Genomic DNA, 20,416 nt, shown 5'->3' with positions numbered 1-20,416 from the left:
AAAACCTGTCCATTTGGTTTATGATAATAGAAGAAAGGTCAAGAGTTCTTCTTTTCTTTCTCAAGTTCCTCTAATTTTTTGTTATAGATTCGATTTTCTTCGTGATAAATTTTGTTTAGCCGTTTTTCATAACGCTGAATTTTTCTCTCAAAAATTTCCCTGTTTTCCTCTATTTGATTTAATTCATATGAGGGGACGGTATCAGGACTATTGCGACAAAAAGATAATATCCATTCGCTCATTTGCTCTGAAACATTTTTAGCCTCTCGTCTCATGTCCTGATAATCCCATTCATACTCGCTGACTTTCTTTCTAAAAGCTATATGCTCGTCATCAAGGCGCTTAATTTTTTTCTGAATATCCATACGGCCTCCTATAGGATAGGGCTGGCCAATTCAGGCTTTGGAACAGCACCAAGCACCTCCTTGATTGAATCTGCCGCTCCTCCAGAGAAAGCCCCAGATAAGTCGGCAGGCACTTGAGAAGACGCAAAAGATTTCATAGTCTCAGCTTGATTATCCAGCCAGCTTTGTAAAGCTTGACTCTCCTCAAGAAGAATGGCTCTTTTAGCTGAAATCAAGCCACGAATAGCTATGCGTTCCTGAATCTTTAAATATTCTTTTTTTATACGTTCGGCTTCAACTCGATCTTCTGTATTTGGTTCAATCATACTCTACCTCCTAGCTTTTTTCAAAAATCTGGGCACCTTGTTGATCGATTTCTACTATCCTATCTGCTGCTTTGTTTAAATTCCCTGCAATACCAGTCATTGTAGTCATATAAGAGTTTGCTGAGGCAAGGGTACTTGCTTCTTTTCCATCATTCCAAGCAGTTGACATGCTCAACTCAGATAATAAGCCCTCTACCTCATCAGCTGAAAGATTATGGGCTAGAGTATAGGCTGCATTGCTCAGTTCTGAGATGTGTGCTTCAACTTTCGATTTTGCACTTGCTAACTTATCTTTAATCTCTTGCTCGTAGACCTCAGCTTGAAGCTGAGCGGTTTGAGCGCTTGTGCGAACGAGTTCCTCTCTTAAACTAATTGTTATTTCGCCAGAACTAATTCTTAAAGAAGCATGCAATTCATCAATGTATTTCCTATTTATGGCGATTAAATCATGCTTAGAAGGCTCAGGAGCGAAGTCTCCGTAGTCCCTTAAATACTCAAGAACATAATTTTCAGGATTCTTTTTGGCATAGTCTAATCCAAAATTTGCGGTTGCTACATTTATTTCATACATTTTTGCTTTATGTTTTGCAATCTTTCTGACTTGCTTTTCGGTCATACCAGTGCAGAAAAGACCATTTTTTTCATACCACTCAAAATCTAGCCTATTACCTTTAATCTTTGGTAATCCAGCATTATGATTTTTTCCCTCTACAGTAAATACTTTTCCATACGGAATGATTCCTCCATGACCATCCCAACTTGTTAAATCTTTCCCTTGATCACTGTATGAATGTAAGTGTTTATTAATATATGCTAATTCTTCATCACTAATACCTCTATAATCGGCTGTATTTTTTGTCAACGAATTCCACGCACCCCAGTCCATGAAATTTGTAATCTTCTGGACTTTCATTTCCGCAGCTACTTTAGCAACTGCTGGTCCAGCTTGACTGAATCCCGACATATTACTAATATCAACTTCCTGTCCTGTTCCAGCCATTTTTTTAGCACTAGCTAATGATTGATTATAAAATTCTCGAACGTCCTTTGTCTGTTCTGTTAATTGATTTCTTGCTATTACCGCATTGAATACTGATTCTGTAACATGGTTATTATTTTCGTTATTAGGTGATTGAGTACCAGCAACAACAATAGTAGTTTGAGTGTAATCTGGCTTACCTTCCTTATCAAGAGGCGCAACAGCAATGGCTTGGGTTGTTTCGTTGACTTCGTTAATCAGTTTATATTTCTTTCCGCTCTCATCAAGTGAGAACTCATTCCCATTTTTTTCTTCTTTTATTATATTAAGAACTTCAACTTGTAATTCCTGTATGCTCTCGTCTGTTAAGGCCATTCTAAAAAGTCTCCTTTCCTAATTTCTGTATTATAGACAACTTCTGCATCAGGACTACCGTTCTCGCTTTTTTTAACATCTACGAGCTGATGTTCTTGAACTAAAGCTTCTATATTCTCATCAATTTTTGGTTTAGTTGATAATTTGGCTTCCACAGGTAATTTTTTACTCTCGGAAATATCAATAAAATCGTCACCAACCTTTAATTCTATGATTTCTTCATCCCAGCCATTAAAATCAAGCCTAACATCCCAAAAACTACCATAATGACTGTAGGATTTCTCACCAATTTTTTTTCCCAAGTAGGCTTTATTGCCTTGTAAATCATAAATCACAGGAACAATATTTGCACGAAACATGCTCTGCCCATCCCCACCTTGAACAAAAATTGGCGAAAACTCAATTTTACTAACTCCTGAATAGTGTTCTTTAATGTAAGTCGCCAGTTGTTCTTCCAACAAACGAAATCCGCGTTTGTAAAGTTTCACTCCTTTATCGTCTAAAACATCACTAACATTATATGGAGAATTTTTGTGTTCAATCCATTTTGTCATACAATATACTCCTCCTGAAATTAAAACTACAAGAACTGCAATGATCGCAAATTTATTTTTCTTCATTGTTTACCTACCTCACACCTTTATGAAAACGCTTTTATTTTTTAATTATAGTATATCATAATATTTCTAGTCATACCATTATTTCTGGTCTCATTCATTTTTTATAAAAGCGCTCTCAATTATCTGTTTATAATATCTGGAGTCTTTTACATAAAAAAGTTTTATTTCAAATCCTATAAATAACTTTGCTTTCATTCTTTACGTCTTTCTTAAGACCAAACTGTAATCTTTGAACCTCTTGATCAGACAAAGTCATATCATTCGTCTCCTTTACTCAAGTTAACATTATAAACAATTTCTGCATTCGGACTTCCTTTTTCATCCTTAATAACATCCTTTAACTGACCGTATTCAACTAATAATTCCATATTCAAATCAATCCCTTTAGCTCTTGTGAGTTTAGCTTCATCAGGTAAATGTTGCGCGTTAGAAACATCAATGTTATTCCCGTTTGAGTCTTTTAAATCTATAGCTTCATTTCCACCTCCATCAAAATTAAGAATTATATGTGAGACGATACCAAAGCTACTTGGATACACATTATTAACTTTAGTACCAAGAGTGGCTTTATTTCCATGCTTATCATAAATAGTTGGACGGATATAGACATTTGAGAAAGTTGACCCTTCCTCAGTAACGTAGATTGGGGAAAACTCAATCTTTTCAACCCCTGAGTAATGCTCTTTTATATAAGTTCCTAGTTGCTCTTCCAGAAGTCGAAAGCCATGCTGATAGAGTTTAGCTGTTTTGGGGCTAAGGTTAGGTTTTGTCATCTTATTATAGACAAAAATGCCACCCGATACCAAGACAAGAATAAGAGCAAGTGTTATAAATATTTTTTTCTTCATCCAGCCTCACCTTTCTGTAACTCTATATTGTATACAATTTGAGCTTCTGGGCTTCCGTTTTTATCCTTGACAACATCTTTTAACTGACTGTTTTCAACCAATAAAGAAATATTTTCATCTGTACTTCTAGCCTTCGTGAGCTTTGCTTCGTCTGGCAAATGTTTTGCATTTGAAACATCAATCTCATTACCTTCTGAGTCCATTAATTCTATAACATCATTTCCTGAACCATCAAAATCAAGAAATATATGAGTAACTAATCCATAGCTATTAGGTGTGTAGTTCTCTATTGTTCTTCCTAATGTTGCTTTATGCCCGTATTTATCATAAATAGTCGGACGTACATAAGCATTCAGCATAGAAGAATCATAATCTCCAGTCACATAAATTGGAGAAAATTCAATTTTTTCAATACCTGAATATTACTCCTTAATATAAGTGCCAATTTGTTCTTCTAAGAGCCGAAAGCCTCGCTGATAGAGCTTGGTTGTTTTGGAACCTAAGTTGGGTTTAGTCAGTTTATTATAGACAAAGATCCCACCAGATACCAAGACAAGAATAAGGGCAAGTGTCGTAAAAATTTTTTTCTTCATCAGTCTCTTATGTTCTGTAAAAAATTTGTAATTAGAACGCATATATAAGGATTATAACAACAAGGTAAGATTCATAATGTTTATGACTTAACTTTTTACAAATTATTAGCCTTGCTAAGCGTTATTTAATATAAACATTGCCATTCTATCAACGCCATTTGAAATGATCTCCTTTTCTAATTTGAGTATTAAATTTCACTTCAGCATTAGGACTTCCGTTTTCATTCTTTTCTATGCCCTTTATCTGTCCAACTTTAATCAAAGCTGATATATTATTATCAATTCGTTGGCTTGTTGATAATTTTGCTTTTTCAGGCAGTTTCTCACTATTGGAGATATTGACATAGCCATTATCCGCCTTTATTTCAACAATTTCATTATCGTCCCCATCAAAGCTAAGTTGAATACTGCCACTACTTGTAAAACGGCCAAAATCTTCTTCTCCAACAGAACGTCCCAAATAAGCCTTATTACCATGATTGTCATAAATGACAGGTACAATTGTTGCCCGAAACATGCTCTGCCCATCCCCACCTTGAACAAAAATTGGCGAAAACTCAATTTTACTAACTCCTGAATAGTGTTCTTTAATGTAAGTCGCCAGTTGTTCTTCCAACAAACGAAATCCGCGTTTGTAAAGTTTCACTCCTTTATCGTCTAAAACATCACTAACATTATATGGAGAATTTTTGTGTTCAATCCATTTTGTCATACAATATACTCCTCCTGAAATTAAAACTATAAGAGCTACTCCGATTGCAAAAAATTTTTTCTTCATTATTTACTTACCTCACACCTTTATAAAAACGCTTTTATTTTTTAATTATAGTATATCATAATATTTCTAGTCATATCATTATTTCTGGTCTCATTCATTTCTTTATAAAAGCGCTTTTAATTATCTGTTTATGATATCTTGAATCTTTTACATAAAAAAGTTCTATTTCAAATCCTATAAATAACTTCGCTTTCATTCTTTACGTTTCCCTTAAGACCAAACTGTAATCTTTGAACCTCTTGATCAGACAAAGTCATATCATTCGTCTCCTTTACTCAAGTTAACATTATAAACAATTTCTGCATTCGGACTGCCTTTTTCATCCTTAATAACATCCTTTAACTGACCATCTTCTACTAACATTTGAATATTTATATCTATACTTTTTGCATCTCTTAGTTTTGCTTCTTTAGGTAGTTTCTTTGCATTCGAAACATCAATTCTCTCGTCATATGAATCAAATAATTCAATTACCTCGTTACCATCCCAGTCAAAATCAACGATTAAGTCAGTAACAATACCAAAACTATTTGGGACATATTTTTTATTTGTGTACCCAAAGTAGCCTTATTCCCATATTTATCATAGATCGTCGGACGTACATAAGCATTCAACATTGAAGAATCATCATCTCCTGTGACATATATTGGAGAAAATTCAATTTTTTCAATACCTGAATATTTCTCCTTAATATAAGTGCCAATTTGTTCTTCTAAGAGTCGAAAACCTCGCTGATAAAGCTTGGTTGTTTTGGGGCTAAAGTTAGGTTTTGTTAGTTTGTTGTAGACAAAGACGCCACCAGATACCAAGACAAGAATAAGGGCAAATGTCGTTAAAATTTTTTTCATCATTATTATTCCTCATTTTTTAAAACATCATTTAGATAATTGTTCCCATTATGAATATCTCCCTCTTTTAATTTCAAGGTTATAATCTATTTTTGCTTTAGGACTTCCCTTCTCACTTTTAGTAACTTTTTTCAACTGACCATCGTTTACCAAAGCATCAATGTTATCGTCTGTACCCTTAATTGGTGTTGTTAATTTCGCCTCCTCCGGCAAATGATTAGCATTACTAACATCAATTTTTTTATCCAAACTTGTCGCTGAACCTTCTAGCCAAATACTTTCATTGCCCATATGATCAAAGTCAAGAGTTAAGTCACCAGTTGTTCCATAAGAAGGATAGCCTCTTTTACCGATTCGCTTTCCCATCACCGCCCGATTCCCTTCCTCATCATAAATTACTGGCAAGACATCTGCTGTAAAAGGGGGATTGTCCTCTCCACCTTGAATGAAAATTGGTGAAAATTCTATTTTAGAGATTCCGGAGTAGTTTTCTTTGATATAGGTCCCAATCTGTTCTTCCAGCAAGCGAAAACCATGCTTAATAATCTTTTCTTCTTTTGCATCAAGTCCTGTCGAACTCTTTTGTGAATTCACCATATAAAATACTCCTCCAAAAATTAAAACTATAAGAACTGCGCTGACGGCAAAAATTTTTTTCTTCATCAGTCTCCTCCTTTTGTATTTCGTGAAAACTGTGTAAAAGCAACTACATGCCTGTATTATAATATAAATACCATTTTATTAACTTTCCATTTTGATTTCAGTGTAGATTTATGACCTTATCTTTCTTTAGTTTCGTCATTTCATCACACTCCCTTTTTTTATGTCCGTATTATAATTAATTTCTGCATCAGGACTACCGTTCTTGCTTTTTTTAACATCTACGAGCTGATGTTCTTGAACTAAAGCTTCTATATTCTCATCAATTTTTGGTTTAGTTGATAATTTGGCTTCCACAGGTAATTTTTTACTCTCGGAAATATCAATAAAATCGTCACCAACCTTTAATTCTATGATTTCTTCATCCCAGCCATTAAAATCAAGCCTAACATCCCAAAAACTACCATAATGACTGTAGGATTTCTCACCAATTTTTTTCCCAAGTAGGCTTTATTGCCTTGTAAATCATAAACCACAGGAACAATATTTGCCCGAAACATGCTATGCTCATCTCCACCTTGAACAAAAATTGGTGAAAACTCAATTTTACTAACTCCTGAATAGTGTTCTTTGATGTAAGTCGCCAGTTGTTCTTCTAACAAACGAAATCCGCGTTTGTAAAGTTTCACTCCTTTATCGTCTAAAACGTCACTAACATTATATGGCGAATTTTGATGTTCAATCCATTTTGTCATACCAAAGATTCCACCTGGAATGAGAAGCATCAGAACTGCCAAGGTGAAAATGATCTTTTTCTTCATAAACATTCTCCATTATGTACTAATATAAAAATATATATTTTTTGAATCTACACTCGTAGTATAACATAGTTAGTTGTAAGTTAAAACACAAAACAGAATTCTGACAATTCTTGAGAATATACAAAAAAGACACGAAACAAATCGTATCTTTTATCATCACAACTCAATAATTTTACCTGTTTCAAAGTAAACAACCCATTCACAGATATTCTTGGCATAGTCACCGATTCGTTCCAAGTAAGAGATAACTTGGAAGTAGTCACGGCCAGTAACAATCAGTTCTGGATTTTGTTTGATTTCCTCTGTAGCCAGATCGCGAATATCATCAAAGTATTGGTTGATTTTCTCATCCATAGCTGCTACGGCATAAGCTTGGTCTACATTTCCATTGAGGTAGACGTTTAGGGTTTCTTCGACGAAATTCTTAACATCGCGCCCCATCTTGCTGATAGCATCCTCTACGGACTCGATGCGGACCTCTCCTTTCATCCGAACAGTAGCTTTGGCGATAGATACGGCATGGTCACCCATGCGTTCCAAGTCACTGCTGGCTTTCAGCACAGTGATAACGGTTCGCAAATCTTGAGACACAGGTTGCTGCAGGGCGATGATTTCCAGAGATTTTTTCTCCAGTTTGACCTCGTAGTCATTGACTTCAGCATCATCTTCAATGACCTGACGAGCCAGTTCACGGTCGTGTGTAACAAAGGCACGCACCGTCCGGTTAATCTGCGATAGGACTTCATTTCCCATCGCATAGAATTGATTATGAAGTTTTTCTAAATCTTCTTCAAATTGTACTCTAAGCATAAGATTCCTTTCTATTATCCGAATTTACCAGTAATGTAGTCTTCGGTCTCTTTGTGGGCTGGATTAAGGAACATCTTCTTGGTTTCATTAAATTCAATCAAGTCTCCACCAAGGAAGAAGCCGGTCTTTTCAGAAATCCGAGATGCCTGCTGCATGGAGCGAGTGACCAAAAGCATGGTATATTTGTCTTTCAGACTGTAGAGAGTTTCCTCGATTTTCCCAGCTGAGATTGGATCCAAGGCTGATGTCGGCTCGTCCAAGAGAATGATCTTAGGACTAGTAGCTAGCACGCGAGCCACACAAACCCGTTGCTGCTGACCACCGGAAAGACCGATAGCGGAATCATGCAGACGGTCCTTGACCTCATCCCAGATAGAAGCGCCAATAAGGGAACGTTCTACTGCTTCGTCCAAGACGGCCTTGTCCTTAACACCATTAATCCGAAGTCCATAGACCACATTTTCATAGATAGTCATAGGGAAGGGATTAGGCTGCTGGAAAACCATTCCGATTTCTTTGCGAAGCTCTACCGTATCTGTCCTCGGACCATAGATATTGTGACTGTTATAAATGACCGTTCCTGTAGTCGTTACTTCTGGATTCAGGTCGCCCATTCGGTTGATGGCCTTAAGCAAGGTTGACTTACCTGAGCCTGACGGTCCAATCAAAGCCGTAATCTCATTTGGCATGAAATCAAGTGAAACGCTATTAAGGGCTTTCTTTTTATTATAATAAACCGACAAGTCCTTGACTTGCAAAATAGGTTCTGTCATACGTTTTTCCTTCATTTTATTTTACATTCAACCAAAGACTAAGCTTGTTGAATCGTGATGAATACGGACAGCTGCTTAACCAAAATGACCTGAAACATAGTCATTAGTGGACTGAAGCTTGGCATTTTGGAAAATATTGGCCGTCTTATCGTACTCAATCAAGTCGCCCAGATAGAAGAATCCAGTGTAGTCACTAGCACGGGCAGCCTGCTGCATATTGTGGGTCACAATGATAATGGTATAGTTATTCTTAAGTTCAAACATGGTTTCTTCCAGCTGCATGGTCGCAATCGGATCCAAGGCTGACGCTGGCTCATCCATGAGCAGAATGTTTGGCTTGACCGAGATAGCACGGGCAATACAGAGCCGCTGCTGCTGACCCCCAGAGAGAGTCAAGGCTGACTTGTGCAAGTCATCTTTGACCTGATCCCAAAGAGCTGCTTGCTTAAGCGAGGTCTCCACAATCTCATCCAAAACCTTTCTATCTCTGACACCAGCCCGTTCATGAGCAAAGGTAATATTTCGATAGATGGACTTGGCAAAAGGATTTGGTCGTTGGAAAACCATGCCAATATGCTTACGCATTTCATAAACATTGATTTCAGGCCGGTTGACATCAATCCCCTCATAGAGAATCTCTCCAGTCACATTGGCAATATCAATGGTATCGTTCATGCGGTTGAGGCTGCGAAGATAGGTTGATTTTCCTGAGCCAGAGGGGCCAATCAAAGCAGTGATTTTGTTTTTTTCAAACTGCATATCAATGCCCTTGATGGATTCCTTTTTACCGTAGTAAACATGCAAATCCTTGGTTGACAGGGCTACCTTTTCTTCAGGAAAAGTAATGATATGTTTTTCATTCCAATTATATTCTGTCATTTCTTCTCCTTTAAGCAGAGGTTAATTTCTTATGCAGATAGCTGCCCAGTTTGCGGGCTCCCAGATTGAAAATCAAAATGAAGATCAGGAGAACTGCTGCTGAACCTGCAGAAACAGCCGTTCCATCAGGAATTGTACCCTCACTATTGACCTTCCAGATATGGACAGCCAAGGTTTCAGCCTGACGGAAGATAGAGATAGGGCTGGTAACGCTGAAAATATTCCAGTTGGACCAATCAAGAGCCGGCGCTGACTGACCTGCTGTATAAATCAAGGCCGCTGCTTCACCAAAGATACGACCGGAAGCCAGTACAATCCCTGTCACAATACTAGGCAAAGCTTCCGGAATGACCACATGCAGGACCGTTTCCCAGCGGGAGATTCCCAAGGCCAAACCAGCTTCACGTTGCGTATGATGGACATGACGCAGGCTATCTTCGACGTTCCGCGTCATCTGTGGCAGATTGAAGACAGTCAGGGCCAAGGCACCAGAAATAATTGAGAAGCCATACTCAAACTGGACAACAAAGATCAAATAACCAAAGAGCCCTACCACTACCGAAGGCAGCGAAGACAGAATTTCAATACAGGTGCGGACAAAGTTGGTCACTGGCCCTTTCTTAGCATACTCTGACAGATAAACCCCAGCCCCCATAGAAAGAGGCACAGAGATAATCAGAGTAATTACTAGCAGGAAGAAGGAATTGTATAACTGAATCCCGATACCACCGCCAGCTTGGTAAGAAGAGGATTTCCCTGTCAAGAAAGACCAGGAAACATGCGGCAAACCTCTAACTAAGATATAGAGGATGAGAGAGGCAAGGATGGCAACAATGATACTCGCTATTGTGTAGAGAACACCAGTCGCCAATTTATCTAATTTCTTAGCGTGCATAGTTTTTCTTACCTCTTTCTTTTGTAATTAGTTTAATCACACTGTTAAAGGCTAAGCTCATCATCAAGAGCACCAGAGCTAGAGACCAGAGAACGTTATTGTCCACTGTTCCCATAACGGTATTTCCGATTCCCATGGTCAAGACAGAGGTCAGTGTAGCTGCTGGTGTTGTCAGAGAGGTTGGAATCACCGCAGAGTTCCCAACGACCATTTGGATAGCTAGGGCTTCACCGAAGGCACGCGCCATTCCAAAGACCACAGCTGTAAAGATACCTGAGCGAGCAGCCTTGAGTGTTACCCGCCAAATGGTCTGCCAGCGTGTTGCGCCCATAGCCAGACTAGCTTCACGATAGTGGCGCGGCACAGCACGCAGACTGTCCGTCGTCATAAAAGTTACTGTCGGCAAAATCATGACAAAGAGCACAAAAATACCAGACAAAATCCCAAAACCAGTACCGCCAAAGACTGTACGGACAAAAGGTACTACGATTTGCAGACCGATAAATCCATAAACAACAGACGGAATACCAACTAAAAGTTCAATCGCCGGTTGCAATATCTTTGCTCCTTTTGGAGACACCTCTGTCATAAAGACAGCTGCACCAATCGCAAAGGGAGTTGCTATCAGGGCTGACAAAATGGTAACGATAAAAGAGCCTAAAATCATTGGCAGGGCACCGAATTCCTTACCAGAAGGATTCCAGACACCACCAAAAAGAAAATCAAAAACATTAACGCCGTTGACAAAGAAAGTAGATAGACCTTTCTGAGCAACGAAGATTAGAATCATAGCCACAATCACCACAATCAGTGACAGACAGGCAAAAGTCAGATAGCGACCAAACTTCTCCAAGCGAGAATTTTTAGAAGGCGATAACAACTTTTTAGTTAATTCCTCATTTTTCATTTTGAATCTCCTTCTATTGCTGTGACATTCCCATCAGCGTCCTTGCTGACTTTCATATCGTTGATTGAGATATAGCCCATGCTGGTAACTACCCCTTTTTGAACATCATCTGACAGCATGTATTCAAGAAACTCAGCAGCCAGACCAGTCGGCTTGCCCAATGTATACATATGCTCATAAGACCAGAGCGACCAGTTATTGGTAGCAACATTTTCTGCTGTTGGCTCGTAGTTATTGAGTTTCAAAGTTTTTACAGACTCATCAACATAGGCAAAGGCTAGGTAAGAAATCGCACCAGGAGTTTGCGAAACGATATTTTTGACCATACCGTTGGAATCCTGCTCCTGGCTCTGCACAGCTGATTTCCCATCCATGATGACACTGTCAAAGGTTGCGCGGGAACCAGAGCTAGCCGCACGATTGATAATCGAAATCTCTAAGTCTTTACCGCCCAGCTCTTTCCAGTTGGTGATTTCACCAGTGAAAATTTTCTGCAGCTGCTCGGATGTCAGATTATCCACGTCAACTTCTTTATTGACAATCACAGCAATCCCAGCCACGGCGACCTTATGGTCCACCAAGTCAGACGCTTTGATTCCTTCCTTCTCTTCAGCGAAAACATCCGAGTTCCCGATTTCAACAGCTCCTGACTGCACTTGAGACAGACCTGTACCAGATCCACCACCCTGAACATTGACTGTTTTACCGATGTTGTTAGAGCCAAAGTCATCAGCTGCCGCTTCAACTAAAGGCTGCAAAGCAGTTGACCCTACTGCTGTCATAGATTCACCACGGTCAATCCATGATGAACAAGCTGATAAGGTGAGTCCTAAGCCCAGAGCTGTCAGCGCTAAAGCAAATTTTTTCAATTTGTTCAAAAGATTTCTCCTTTAATAAAATCAAGAGGATGGGAAGTATCTTTAGTATTTCTTACTTAGCAGAAAGAAGCTTTTTTCAATACATTCACATCTTCAACTATATCATATAATACCAGCTTTTCCTAATATTTTATCTAAATCTCAGGCCTTTTGGGAAATAATTTTTCAGGGTTTTTCCAGTGACTTTTGCAAAGCCCAGGCCGTTCCCGCCAAGGACCAGCTGGTACCAGCCGTTCGGCTGCGTTTCTGCCAGTTCAATCGTCTCGCCTGCAGCATATTTCTTGAAGTCCTGATTATTGATTTCAACTCGATTCAGAACCTCGCTGGGCTTCATAGCCAAGCCTAGGGCAAAGCTAGGCTCAAAGCGATTCTTCTTAAACGTTCCTAGATGCAAACCGTTACGCGCAATCTTAATCTTGGACAAGTCTGGCAGTCCAGCTGGCAACAAATAAAGATTGTCCCCAAAGGTCTGCAGCTCTCCAATCAAGACTGTTTTTAAATGCTTGCTCTCAAAGTCCTGCCATAGCTTTCTTTGCTCGCTCGTCAAACGATTCTTACCTGGTTTAATCTTCTTACTGCTATTCTCACCAGTAAAGTGAAAATGAGCTGCAAACTGACCTTCACCTTTGAAACGATGCGGATACATCCGAGCCGTCTCAGGAAAGCCAATTCCTTCAGTCATCCCGTTTATCTTAGGAATATCAATCAGTTCAAGAGGGAATTCTTCCAGTAACCAAGCAACGATGTCTTCATTTTCTTCAGGAGCCCAAGTACAGGTTGAATAAACTAAGTGACCATCCTTGGCAAGCATGCTCATAGCAGCTGTTAGAATCTCTCGCTGGAGCTGGGCGCACTGGACTGGATAATCCGGAGTCCAATACTGGGTAGCATCCGGCTGCTTACGAAACATGCCCTCGCCCGAACAAGGTGCATCTAGCACAATCAAATCAAAATAGCCCTCGAAAACCTGAGCCAGACGATCAGCTGATTCATTGGTAACCACCACATTTCTGGCACCAAAGCGCTCAATATTCTCCACTAAGATTTTAGAGCGTTTGATGTTGATTTCATTGGAGACCAGTAAGCCCGTATTGTCCAGAAAAGACAAGAGATGAGTTGACTTGCCACCTGGTGCCGCCGCCAAATCTAAGACTTTCATCCCCTTAGTTGGTGCTGCTATCTGGGCTACCATTTGAGCTGCTGGCTCCTGCGAATAAACCAGACCAGTCACATGCTCAGCAGACTTGCCAGACACCTTGCCATAAAAGCCCCAGTCTGTCTGAGGAATGGCATCTGAGAAATTCTGCTGGCCTTCTTTTAAAGGATTAGTACGAAAGGCTGAAATCGGCTCCTCATCAAAGGTCGCAAAAAATTCTGCTGCTTCTGCGCCTAAAATCTGATCATATTTTTCTTTAAAACCTTTAGGAAAGTCCATCTACTGCTTCCCCTTTTCTAAATAAGGCTTCAGAGCTGATAGTTTGCACTTAGGTGCCATCATGACAGGCTGCCGAGTCTGGAAATTTAGCTGACTGCCATCCAAGGTCTGGACGATAAAGCCTAGCTTCTCCGCCATAATCGAAGCCGCTGCATAATCCCAGGGCCAGTTGTAGGAGAAATAAGCCAAGAGGCCACCAGACAGCACCTTGCTAAAGCTAATCCCAGCACTGCCATAAACACGAACACCTAGACACTCCCTAGCCAAGTCTGCCAAGCCCCAATCATTGGCTTGCAGCATACCGGCATTAGAAGCCATGAGAAAATCTTGAAAAGGCCGGTCCTCAAAAGCAGGAAGTTTCCTGTCGTTACAATAGACATCAAAGTCTCCGCCACCATGATAGAGCTGGTCTCTAGTCACATCATAAATCAGGCCAAAACGGCCAATACCCTCTTCAAAATAGGCAATCATAACGGCAAAATCAGCCTTCTGAGTGATAAAGTTGGTGGTCCCGTCTATCGGATCAATCACCCAGACATTGCCATCAGTAATATTATGTCGGAGTCCATTTTCCTCCGCTAAAATAGCATCCTGCGGATAGCGGGCTAGAATCTTAGCCACCAAATCATCCTGAACCTTCCGGTCCATCTGGGTGACCAAGTCAGTGGCACTAGTCTTTTGACTCACATCCAAATCATCATAGAGATGTTCTCTCAAAAAAGCACCAGCTTGGTAGATGATTTCTTTAGCAAAATGAAATTTATTTTCCAAGAGAAATGCTTCCTTTACCTTTACTTTTTGCCTCTTGAACAGCACGATAAAGCGAATAACCGCTGACGTTTTCAAACTCACGGCCGATTCGCTTCTCTTGGCCCTTGCTAGGAACAACTTGCTTGAAAGCCGCATAGGACTTCAAGAGCTTTTCAGCTTGGACTTTCTGCTCATAAGCTGCTTCTACATCATTAAAAAAAGAGAGCACCGAAGCAAGCTCTTCAGTGCTCCACGATAAATCTAGTGGGTAACTATAATTTTTGTTCATCTTTACTGAATATCTGCCCGCATGGTTGCGGATCTTAACTCTTCCTTACGATAACTACGAGGCAGGAAAGCACGAATTTCATCCTCGTTAAAGCCGATTTGCATCCGTTTGCCGTCTAAAATAATTGGGCGTCGCAAAAGACTGGGATTTTCCTCAATCAACTGAATCAAAGTTGAAATGGACAAATCCTCCACATCCAAATCTAATTTCTGAAAAATTTTTGAGCGAGTTGAAATAATGTCGTCTGTACCGTTCTCTGTCAGAGAAAGAATATGTTGCAATTCGGGAGCTGACAGAGGGCTCGTCATGATATTATGTTCCTGAAAGGGCACTTCATGATTTAGCAGCCAAGCACGCGCCTTACGGCAAGAAGTACAACTCGGCGATAAAAATAATGTAATCATGCGTTTCTCTTCTAATTCTGTATAATAACTACCTCTATTATACTAAATTTTATTTGGCTTGACTATATTTTTTTGAAAATTACTGCCGAATGTCATGAAAATATAAATTTTTCAACTATTTCGATAACCAGTCCAACTTCTAGCGATCCGTTCATCACTCTGCAGCTGAGCAATCAAGCTGTCAATACCATCAAACTTGACCATATCGCGAATCTTATCCAGCCAGAAAATCCGAATGCTATCGCCATAGATATCCTGAGAAAAATCAAAGATATTGACCTCAAAACGGAGTTCATCACCGTCAAAAGTTACATTTTTCCCAACACTAGCCATACCACGATAGCGCTGACCATTGTGCTCAACGTCCGCTACATAAACGCCATCTCCTGGGAGATGAACTCGATCCAAGGGAGCTAGATTGGCTGTTGGATAGCCAATCGTCCGTCCTCTGGCATTGCCATGAACCACGATCCCGCGAGTGGACAGAGGATAGCCCAACAATTCCTGGGTTTTCAGCATATCACCGACAGCAATCGTCTCCCGAATCCGTGTGGAAGAAATCTTCCGATTATCCAGATTAACCGAAGGAACGATAACAATCTTACCGTTAAAATAATCTCTCAGCTCATGTGACTCTTTGCGGTCTGAGCCAAAATGATAGTCAAAGCCAGCTACCACAGCCTTGGCGCGCAAACGAGATACGTACTTCTCAAAAAAGTCTCGGGCTGTATTCCCCGCAAAATGGCTAGTAAAATCAATCAGGTAAAGATAGTCAACACCCAGACTTTCCAGCTGAGCCATCCGATCTTCTGGACTAGCCAGATGCAGCATGAGCTCAGGCTGATAGCGGACAAAGGCCAGCTTAGGCGACTCTGGGAAGGTCATCACTGCAATCTTGAGACCTTGCTCCGCTGCAATCTCTCTCGCTTTCTCAAAGAGTGCCTGATGGCCCTTATGCAGCCCATCGAAATAGCCTAGAACAAGGACCGTATCTTCTGTCTGATCAATCCCTTTTTCATCTGTAATTCTCTTGGTTATCATCATTTCTATATTTTACTACGCATTTGCTATTTTTACAATATCCGTTCCGCTCGAAACCGCAAAATATTCAAAAAGATTTTTACCGTTCTAATGCAGGACGTTTGTCAAAAGCTGAAAAATGTAAAACAAAAGGACAGCAGTTGTGCAGTTGCTGTCCTTTTGTGAGGTTTAATGAAATTATTATAACATGCAAGCGCACATTTCATATTACAAAAGAGTAACAATCTTTTGACAATTCTACTGCGGATATTAAAGGAAGACTTTGCGGGGCTTGTAAACTGCTTCCCGCTTTTCTAAAATGGCTACTAACTTTTCCTTATAGAAGCCAGCTAGCTCAGCTTCTTCTGATATCAAGCTGATAAAACGGCCGTTCCTCACGTCCTCAACTTGCTCGTCAGAAAGCTCAACTTTCACTAAATCTCCGATTCCCAATTCGAGTGGTTGGAGAAAGGAGAAATCTTCCACTTCTACTCGCTCTGCTATTTCATCCAGGGTCAAGGCATCATCTAAGCTCATACCTGCAGAGGAAGTCCGTGTCAGCTTGGACATGTGACTGGCAAAGCCAAGCTTAGCTCCCAAATCAACAGACAGGGTTCGGACATAGGTCCCCTTGCTGCATTTCACTCGAAAACGAAAGCGGGCTTCCTCATCTTCGTAGGAAATCGGACTGGTGCGCTCAAAGCTATAGATAGTCACCTGCCGCTCTGGCCGCTCCACTTCTTGACCCGCACGAGCATACTCATAAAGCTTGCGGCCATTTACCTTGACTGCAGAGTACATGGGCGGAATCTGGCGAATCACACCAGTCATGGACTCCATCGCTTCATCAATGAGAGCTTCATCTAAAAGTTCCGTCACTGGCGTTCGCTCTAAGATGTCTCCGCTGGCATCCTCTGTCGTAGTTGAGCAGCCTAGAGTAATCTCCCCCTCGTAGACCTTGCCTTCCTCCTGCATAAACTCGACCAAGCGCGTCGCCTTGCCCACAGCAATGGGAAGCACCCCGACCACATCCGGATCCAAGGTTCCCCCGTGACCGATTTTCTTGGTTTTTAAAATCTTGCGCAGCTTAAATACCGCATCATGCGAGGTCATGCCCGCTTCTTTTCTTAGGTTGATAATTCCGTTCATTGATTAACTTTCTAAAAATACTAAAACTCTCTTTTGGAAATACTTATGCTGTTCATAGAGTGCGTGGCCACAGTCTGACAAAATAGTGAGCTGGCTATCTTTGATATGGTGATGCAATTCGAGCGAAGCTCCCACACCTAGAACATCATCTTCTTTTGCTCCAATGATCAGCGTAGGACAGTTGATATTTTCCAGAACTGCCAGACTATCATGTTTTAAGCAAGATATGGCCTGAACAGCAATACGCTGGTTATCTTTAATGCGACCAAAGATTCCCATTATCCGATAAAGGTATTTAAACTTTCCAAAAGATTTTGGCGTATAAGAGTGACTTGCAATATCGAACATTAGTTCTTTATAGGATCCCGTCTGACTCAACTCAAGCCAGTGAGTAATCCGCTCCCTACCAAGATTATTCAGTTTCGCAGTAGTAACTGTCAAAATCAATTTTTCAACTCTTTCTGGGAAATCTGCTGTCAACCATTGGGCAAGCATACCACCTTGAGAAATTCCTAAGACAGCTACCGTTTTCAAACCTAAAACATCCATAGCTTCAGCTATATCAGTCGCCATATCTCGTGTTGTATAATTTTCTGACAACTCATTGATTCTGCTAAAAACATACACTTGGTAAGCTGTTGCGAAGCTCCTATAAGATAGAGCAAGCATTTGCGCCATTCCCTTAACTGTCGCCAAACCATCCCCTAGACCTGGAATGATGAGCAGAGGTTTCTTACCTTTTCCAAAGGTCACATATTCCATGCTCTTATTGTTAAAATATAAGGTTTTCCCCTTAGTTGAAGACATTACTTCGTTTCCCTTACTATCTTATCATGTTTATTCATGTTGACTTTTTAAATGCAGAGCAAAGCCGGCAGTCACTTTTTCAAATCCAACCGCCTGATAAAACTGATGTGCAGCATTTCGTTCAGCAGTTAATCCACTATTTAGAGCCAGTGCCTTAACTCCTTCTTTTACCGCTTGTTTTTTCAATTCATCGATTAGCCTACTAGCAATTCCTTGTCGTCTTGCTTCTTTTGCAACTGACAAAGCCAAAATACGATAGTAAGATCCATCTGCTTCAAAAAAGAAGAGCTTTGCATAACCTAAGAAACCTAAAATTTCTCCGTTTCTTTCAGCTAAAAGACAGCCATAATGCGGCTGAGAAAGAATCGTTTCTAAACGTCGAGCCAGCTTAGAAGCGGTCGTTGGATAGCCCAAGTCTTCGTATAAAGACAGTAAAGCTTCAGCATCTTTCATGGTTGCTTTTCGTATCTGCATAGGATCCTCCTAGTCACTCCTTCAATGCTTCAAACTTAGCTTTCATGGTAGGATTTTTGCGTGTCAGTTTTTTGACAGAGACATCGTCCAGCTTGTTGTTTGCCAAGCGCAGCTGGTTTTCAGAGGTCGTCAGGAACTTCTTGATTTCTTCCATCCGGCGGATGGCCTTGTCAATCTCTTCGATGGCCTTGCCAAAGTTGGTCGAAGCAGACTGATAGTTCTTAGCGAAAGCTATTTTAAAGGCATCCAAATCTTCCTCAAAATGCGTAATATCAATATTCTGCTCCCGCACCAAGGCCAGCTCCTGCTTGTACTGGAGCGAGTTGAGCGCAGCATTACGCAGGAGGGTAATCATGGGGAGGAAGAACTGAGGCCTGATAACATACATCTTCTCATAGGCATAGGACACATCGACAATACCTGAATTGTAAAGCTCGCTATCAGCCTCAAGAAGTGTCACCAGAATAGCATACTCACAGCCTTTCTCCCGCCGATCCTTATCCAACTCTTTGAAGAAATGCTCGTTTTTCTTCTTGGTCGCTGTCTCATCGCCTTCATTTTTCATCTCAAACATGATGGAGAGGATTTCTACACCATTTTCATCCACCTCACGGTAAATGTAGTCGCCCTTGCTGCCGGTTCTGGCATCATTGTCCTTGCCAAACTCCGCTCGTGGAAACATGGCCATACGGTTCTTGTTAAACTCGTACTCACAGTGCTGTTCCAAACTCTCACCAATCATCTTAGTAGACTGCTTGGCCTTGAAATCCTTGTAGAATTCTATGGTCTCATCTTTCTGCCGCAGCTCTACCTCATAGCGCTCTTTGAGAGAGGTCTGAGCCAGCGCTGCTTCCTTTTCTTGCAGAATTAGCTGATTCTTAACCTCGTCGCGCTCTTTTTCCAGCGCAGATAAGGTTTTTTGCAGTTGATTTTCATGCTCCAAGCGCAGCGTTGTCAGCTGGCTTTCCAATTGCTGAACTTCCTTATCCTTCTCCTGCAATTGAAGACTAGCTGCCTGCTCCGCCTCTTTCTTTGCCAATTCCTGCTGGGTCTCAAACTGAGCAATTTGACTTTGAAGATTGCTAATTTCCTGATCTTTCTGCGATAGAAGAGCTTGATGGGCATTCTGGGATTTTTGCTCTGCTAAAGCCAGCTCCTGCTCAATCCGAGCATGAATCTCCTTGTCAAACTCTGCAGTTCGAACCTGCGACAAAAGCTCACTGTACTGGCTCTCATTGACTATAAAAACCTCCCCGCAGTTGGGGCATTTGATTTCGTTCATGGGGTACCTCTTTCTCTGTAGTTAAACTCTTTATTCTTTTTCTTTTCCGATCCGACAGTTCATGCAGCCTTCATACATTATTTGGAGCTGACAAGGAAAAATCTTATTTCCTATTGATAATTCTCCCGGCCAAAGACACTTTTTATCACTGTAATATTCGTGAATAATTGTAATAATAAATTGCGGATATTCTTTTAGAAAATGTTCTAATGGATAGTAAACACCAGTGAATGCCCGATTTTCTTGACTGTCCAAAATGTAAATTTGACAATAATCAAGCTCAACATTTTCAAAGCAAATGCCAGCTTCATAATACTTTTCGCCCTCCTGACTATAATCAATCATATAATCAAACTGAACATGCAAATGATTGCTTTCCAGCCAAATCTTCCGAGTGCTCAAATCATGCAAACTAAAGGCCCGGCCAGGAGGCCGCTTATCTGCTCTTTCCATCTTTCTCCTACTTCTGCTCGTTAATCTTTATGATTATTATACCATCCTTTCTCGAAATTAAAAACAGCAAGCCAAATAG

The 20,416-nt window shown here is 40.6% G+C and carries 23 protein-coding genes and 3 pseudogenes; all 26 read right to left on the bottom strand.

Annotation, left to right across the window (positions count from 1 at the left end; genetic code table 11):
• Window positions 1-38: 38 nt before the first annotated feature.
• The 26 genes and pseudogenes from QZ169_RS05765 to QZ169_RS05640 all read right to left on the bottom strand — a co-directional run bounded on the left by QZ169_RS05765 (window position 39) and on the right by QZ169_RS05640 (window position 20,337).
• Window positions 39-365 (bottom strand): hypothetical protein, encoded by a 327-nt coding sequence (locus QZ169_RS05765; RefSeq protein WP_295505267.1) that lies wholly within the window; start codon window positions 363-365, stop codon window positions 39-41.
• An 8-nt stretch (window positions 366-373) separates the two neighbouring features.
• Window positions 374-670: a hypothetical protein gene (locus QZ169_RS05760; protein WP_004187246.1), complete on the bottom strand. Its 297-nt coding sequence runs from the start codon at window positions 668-670 to the stop codon at window positions 374-376.
• 10 nt (window positions 671-680) lie between these two features.
• Window positions 681-2,024 carry a hypothetical protein gene (locus QZ169_RS05755; protein WP_295505266.1) on the bottom strand — a complete coding sequence of 448 codons (1,344 nt, stop codon included), beginning with the start codon at window positions 2,022-2,024 and terminating at the stop codon, window positions 681-683.
• Window positions 2,015-2,644 carry a hypothetical protein gene (locus tag QZ169_RS05750; RefSeq protein ID WP_125410325.1) on the bottom strand — a complete coding sequence of 210 codons (630 nt, stop codon included), beginning with the start codon at window positions 2,642-2,644 and terminating at the stop codon, window positions 2,015-2,017. Before QZ169_RS05750 ends, QZ169_RS05755 begins: the two co-directional genes overlap by 10 nt.
• Before the next feature lie 257 nt (window positions 2,645-2,901).
• Entirely contained in the window at window positions 2,902-3,492 is a 591-nt protein-coding gene (locus QZ169_RS05745; RefSeq protein ID WP_125410324.1) for a hypothetical protein, read from the bottom strand.
• Window positions 3,489-4,085: pseudogene (locus QZ169_RS05740) on the bottom strand (hypothetical protein). Before QZ169_RS05740 ends, QZ169_RS05745 begins: the two are co-directional and overlap by 4 nt.
• 148 nt (window positions 4,086-4,233) lie before the next feature.
• Window positions 4,234-4,863 (bottom strand): hypothetical protein, encoded by a 630-nt coding sequence (locus QZ169_RS05735; protein WP_295505265.1) that lies wholly within the window; start codon window positions 4,861-4,863, stop codon window positions 4,234-4,236.
• Window positions 4,864-5,121: 258 nt separating this feature from the next.
• Window positions 5,122-5,714 (bottom strand): annotated as a pseudogene (locus QZ169_RS05730) (hypothetical protein).
• Window positions 5,715-5,759: 45 nt separating this feature from the next.
• Complete coding sequence (locus QZ169_RS05725; RefSeq protein WP_295505264.1) at window positions 5,760-6,374, bottom strand: hypothetical protein; 615 nt, start codon at window positions 6,372-6,374, stop codon at window positions 5,760-5,762.
• A gap of 135 nt (window positions 6,375-6,509) precedes the next feature.
• Window positions 6,510-7,066 (bottom strand): annotated as a pseudogene (locus QZ169_RS05720) (hypothetical protein).
• 222 nt (window positions 7,067-7,288) lie between these two features.
• Entirely contained in the window at window positions 7,289-7,942 is a 654-nt protein-coding gene (phoU, locus tag QZ169_RS05715; RefSeq protein ID WP_002900571.1) for a phosphate signaling complex protein PhoU, read from the bottom strand.
• A 14-nt stretch (window positions 7,943-7,956) separates the two neighbouring features.
• A complete protein-coding gene (gene pstB, locus QZ169_RS05710) occupies window positions 7,957-8,715 on the bottom strand; it encodes a phosphate ABC transporter ATP-binding protein PstB (RefSeq protein WP_009660526.1) in 759 nt (252 codons plus the stop codon).
• A 75-nt stretch (window positions 8,716-8,790) separates the two neighbouring features.
• The gene (gene pstB / locus QZ169_RS05705; RefSeq protein WP_002895769.1) at window positions 8,791-9,594 is read right to left on the bottom strand and encodes a phosphate ABC transporter ATP-binding protein PstB; all 804 of its coding nucleotides are present in this window, start codon (window positions 9,592-9,594) and stop codon (window positions 8,791-8,793) included.
• 10 nt (window positions 9,595-9,604) lie between these two features.
• Window positions 9,605-10,489 carry a phosphate ABC transporter permease PstA gene (gene pstA, locus QZ169_RS05700; RefSeq protein WP_002895770.1) on the bottom strand — a complete coding sequence of 295 codons (885 nt, stop codon included), beginning with the start codon at window positions 10,487-10,489 and terminating at the stop codon, window positions 9,605-9,607.
• Window positions 10,479-11,396: a phosphate ABC transporter permease subunit PstC gene (gene pstC, locus QZ169_RS05695; protein ID WP_002895771.1), complete on the bottom strand. Its 918-nt coding sequence runs from the start codon at window positions 11,394-11,396 to the stop codon at window positions 10,479-10,481. Before pstC ends, pstA begins: the two co-directional genes overlap by 11 nt.
• Window positions 11,393-12,274, bottom strand: a complete 882-nt coding sequence (locus QZ169_RS05690; protein WP_002900576.1) for a phosphate ABC transporter substrate-binding protein PstS family protein — start codon at window positions 12,272-12,274, stop codon at window positions 11,393-11,395. The genes pstC and QZ169_RS05690 overlap by 4 nt, the downstream gene beginning before the upstream one ends.
• Before the next feature lie 130 nt (window positions 12,275-12,404).
• Window positions 12,405-13,709, bottom strand: coding sequence for an RsmF rRNA methyltransferase first C-terminal domain-containing protein (locus QZ169_RS05685; protein ID WP_295505263.1), 1,305 nt, complete (start codon window positions 13,707-13,709; stop codon window positions 12,405-12,407).
• On the bottom strand, window positions 13,710-14,480 hold the full coding sequence (locus QZ169_RS05680; RefSeq protein ID WP_295505260.1) for an inositol monophosphatase family protein: 771 nt from the start codon (window positions 14,478-14,480) through the stop codon (window positions 13,710-13,712).
• Complete coding sequence (locus QZ169_RS05675) at window positions 14,470-14,748, bottom strand: UPF0223 family protein (RefSeq protein ID WP_002897770.1); 279 nt, start codon at window positions 14,746-14,748, stop codon at window positions 14,470-14,472. The genes QZ169_RS05680 and QZ169_RS05675 overlap by 11 nt, the downstream gene beginning before the upstream one ends.
• Before the next feature lie 2 nt (window positions 14,749-14,750).
• A complete protein-coding gene (locus tag QZ169_RS05670) occupies window positions 14,751-15,152 on the bottom strand; it encodes a Spx/MgsR family RNA polymerase-binding regulatory protein (protein WP_002906786.1) in 402 nt (133 codons plus the stop codon).
• A gap of 111 nt (window positions 15,153-15,263) precedes the next feature.
• Window positions 15,264-16,193: a bifunctional riboflavin kinase/FAD synthetase gene (locus tag QZ169_RS05665; RefSeq protein WP_295505270.1), complete on the bottom strand. Its 930-nt coding sequence runs from the start codon at window positions 16,191-16,193 to the stop codon at window positions 15,264-15,266.
• A gap of 249 nt (window positions 16,194-16,442) precedes the next feature.
• Window positions 16,443-17,321, bottom strand: a complete 879-nt coding sequence (gene truB / locus QZ169_RS05660; protein WP_268682151.1) for a tRNA pseudouridine(55) synthase TruB — start codon at window positions 17,319-17,321, stop codon at window positions 16,443-16,445.
• A gap of 3 nt (window positions 17,322-17,324) precedes the next feature.
• Window positions 17,325-18,128 (bottom strand): alpha/beta fold hydrolase, encoded by an 804-nt coding sequence (locus tag QZ169_RS05655; protein ID WP_161543286.1) that lies wholly within the window; start codon window positions 18,126-18,128, stop codon window positions 17,325-17,327.
• A 30-nt stretch (window positions 18,129-18,158) separates the two neighbouring features.
• Window positions 18,159-18,602, bottom strand: a complete 444-nt coding sequence (locus QZ169_RS05650) for a GNAT family N-acetyltransferase (protein ID WP_061602736.1) — start codon at window positions 18,600-18,602, stop codon at window positions 18,159-18,161.
• A gap of 13 nt (window positions 18,603-18,615) precedes the next feature.
• Window positions 18,616-19,884, bottom strand: coding sequence for a DUF2130 domain-containing protein (locus QZ169_RS05645; RefSeq protein WP_295505259.1), 1,269 nt, complete (start codon window positions 19,882-19,884; stop codon window positions 18,616-18,618).
• 30 nt (window positions 19,885-19,914) lie between these two features.
• Window positions 19,915-20,337: a hypothetical protein gene (locus QZ169_RS05640; protein WP_295505258.1), complete on the bottom strand. Its 423-nt coding sequence runs from the start codon at window positions 20,335-20,337 to the stop codon at window positions 19,915-19,917.
• Window positions 20,338-20,416: the final 79 nt, after the last annotated feature.

Origin of the sequence: uncultured Streptococcus sp., from assembly GCF_905372115.1 — a bacterium.
GTDB lineage: Bacteria > Bacillota > Bacilli > Lactobacillales > Streptococcaceae > Streptococcus.
This window is presented reverse-complemented; position numbering and strand designations above follow the sequence as displayed.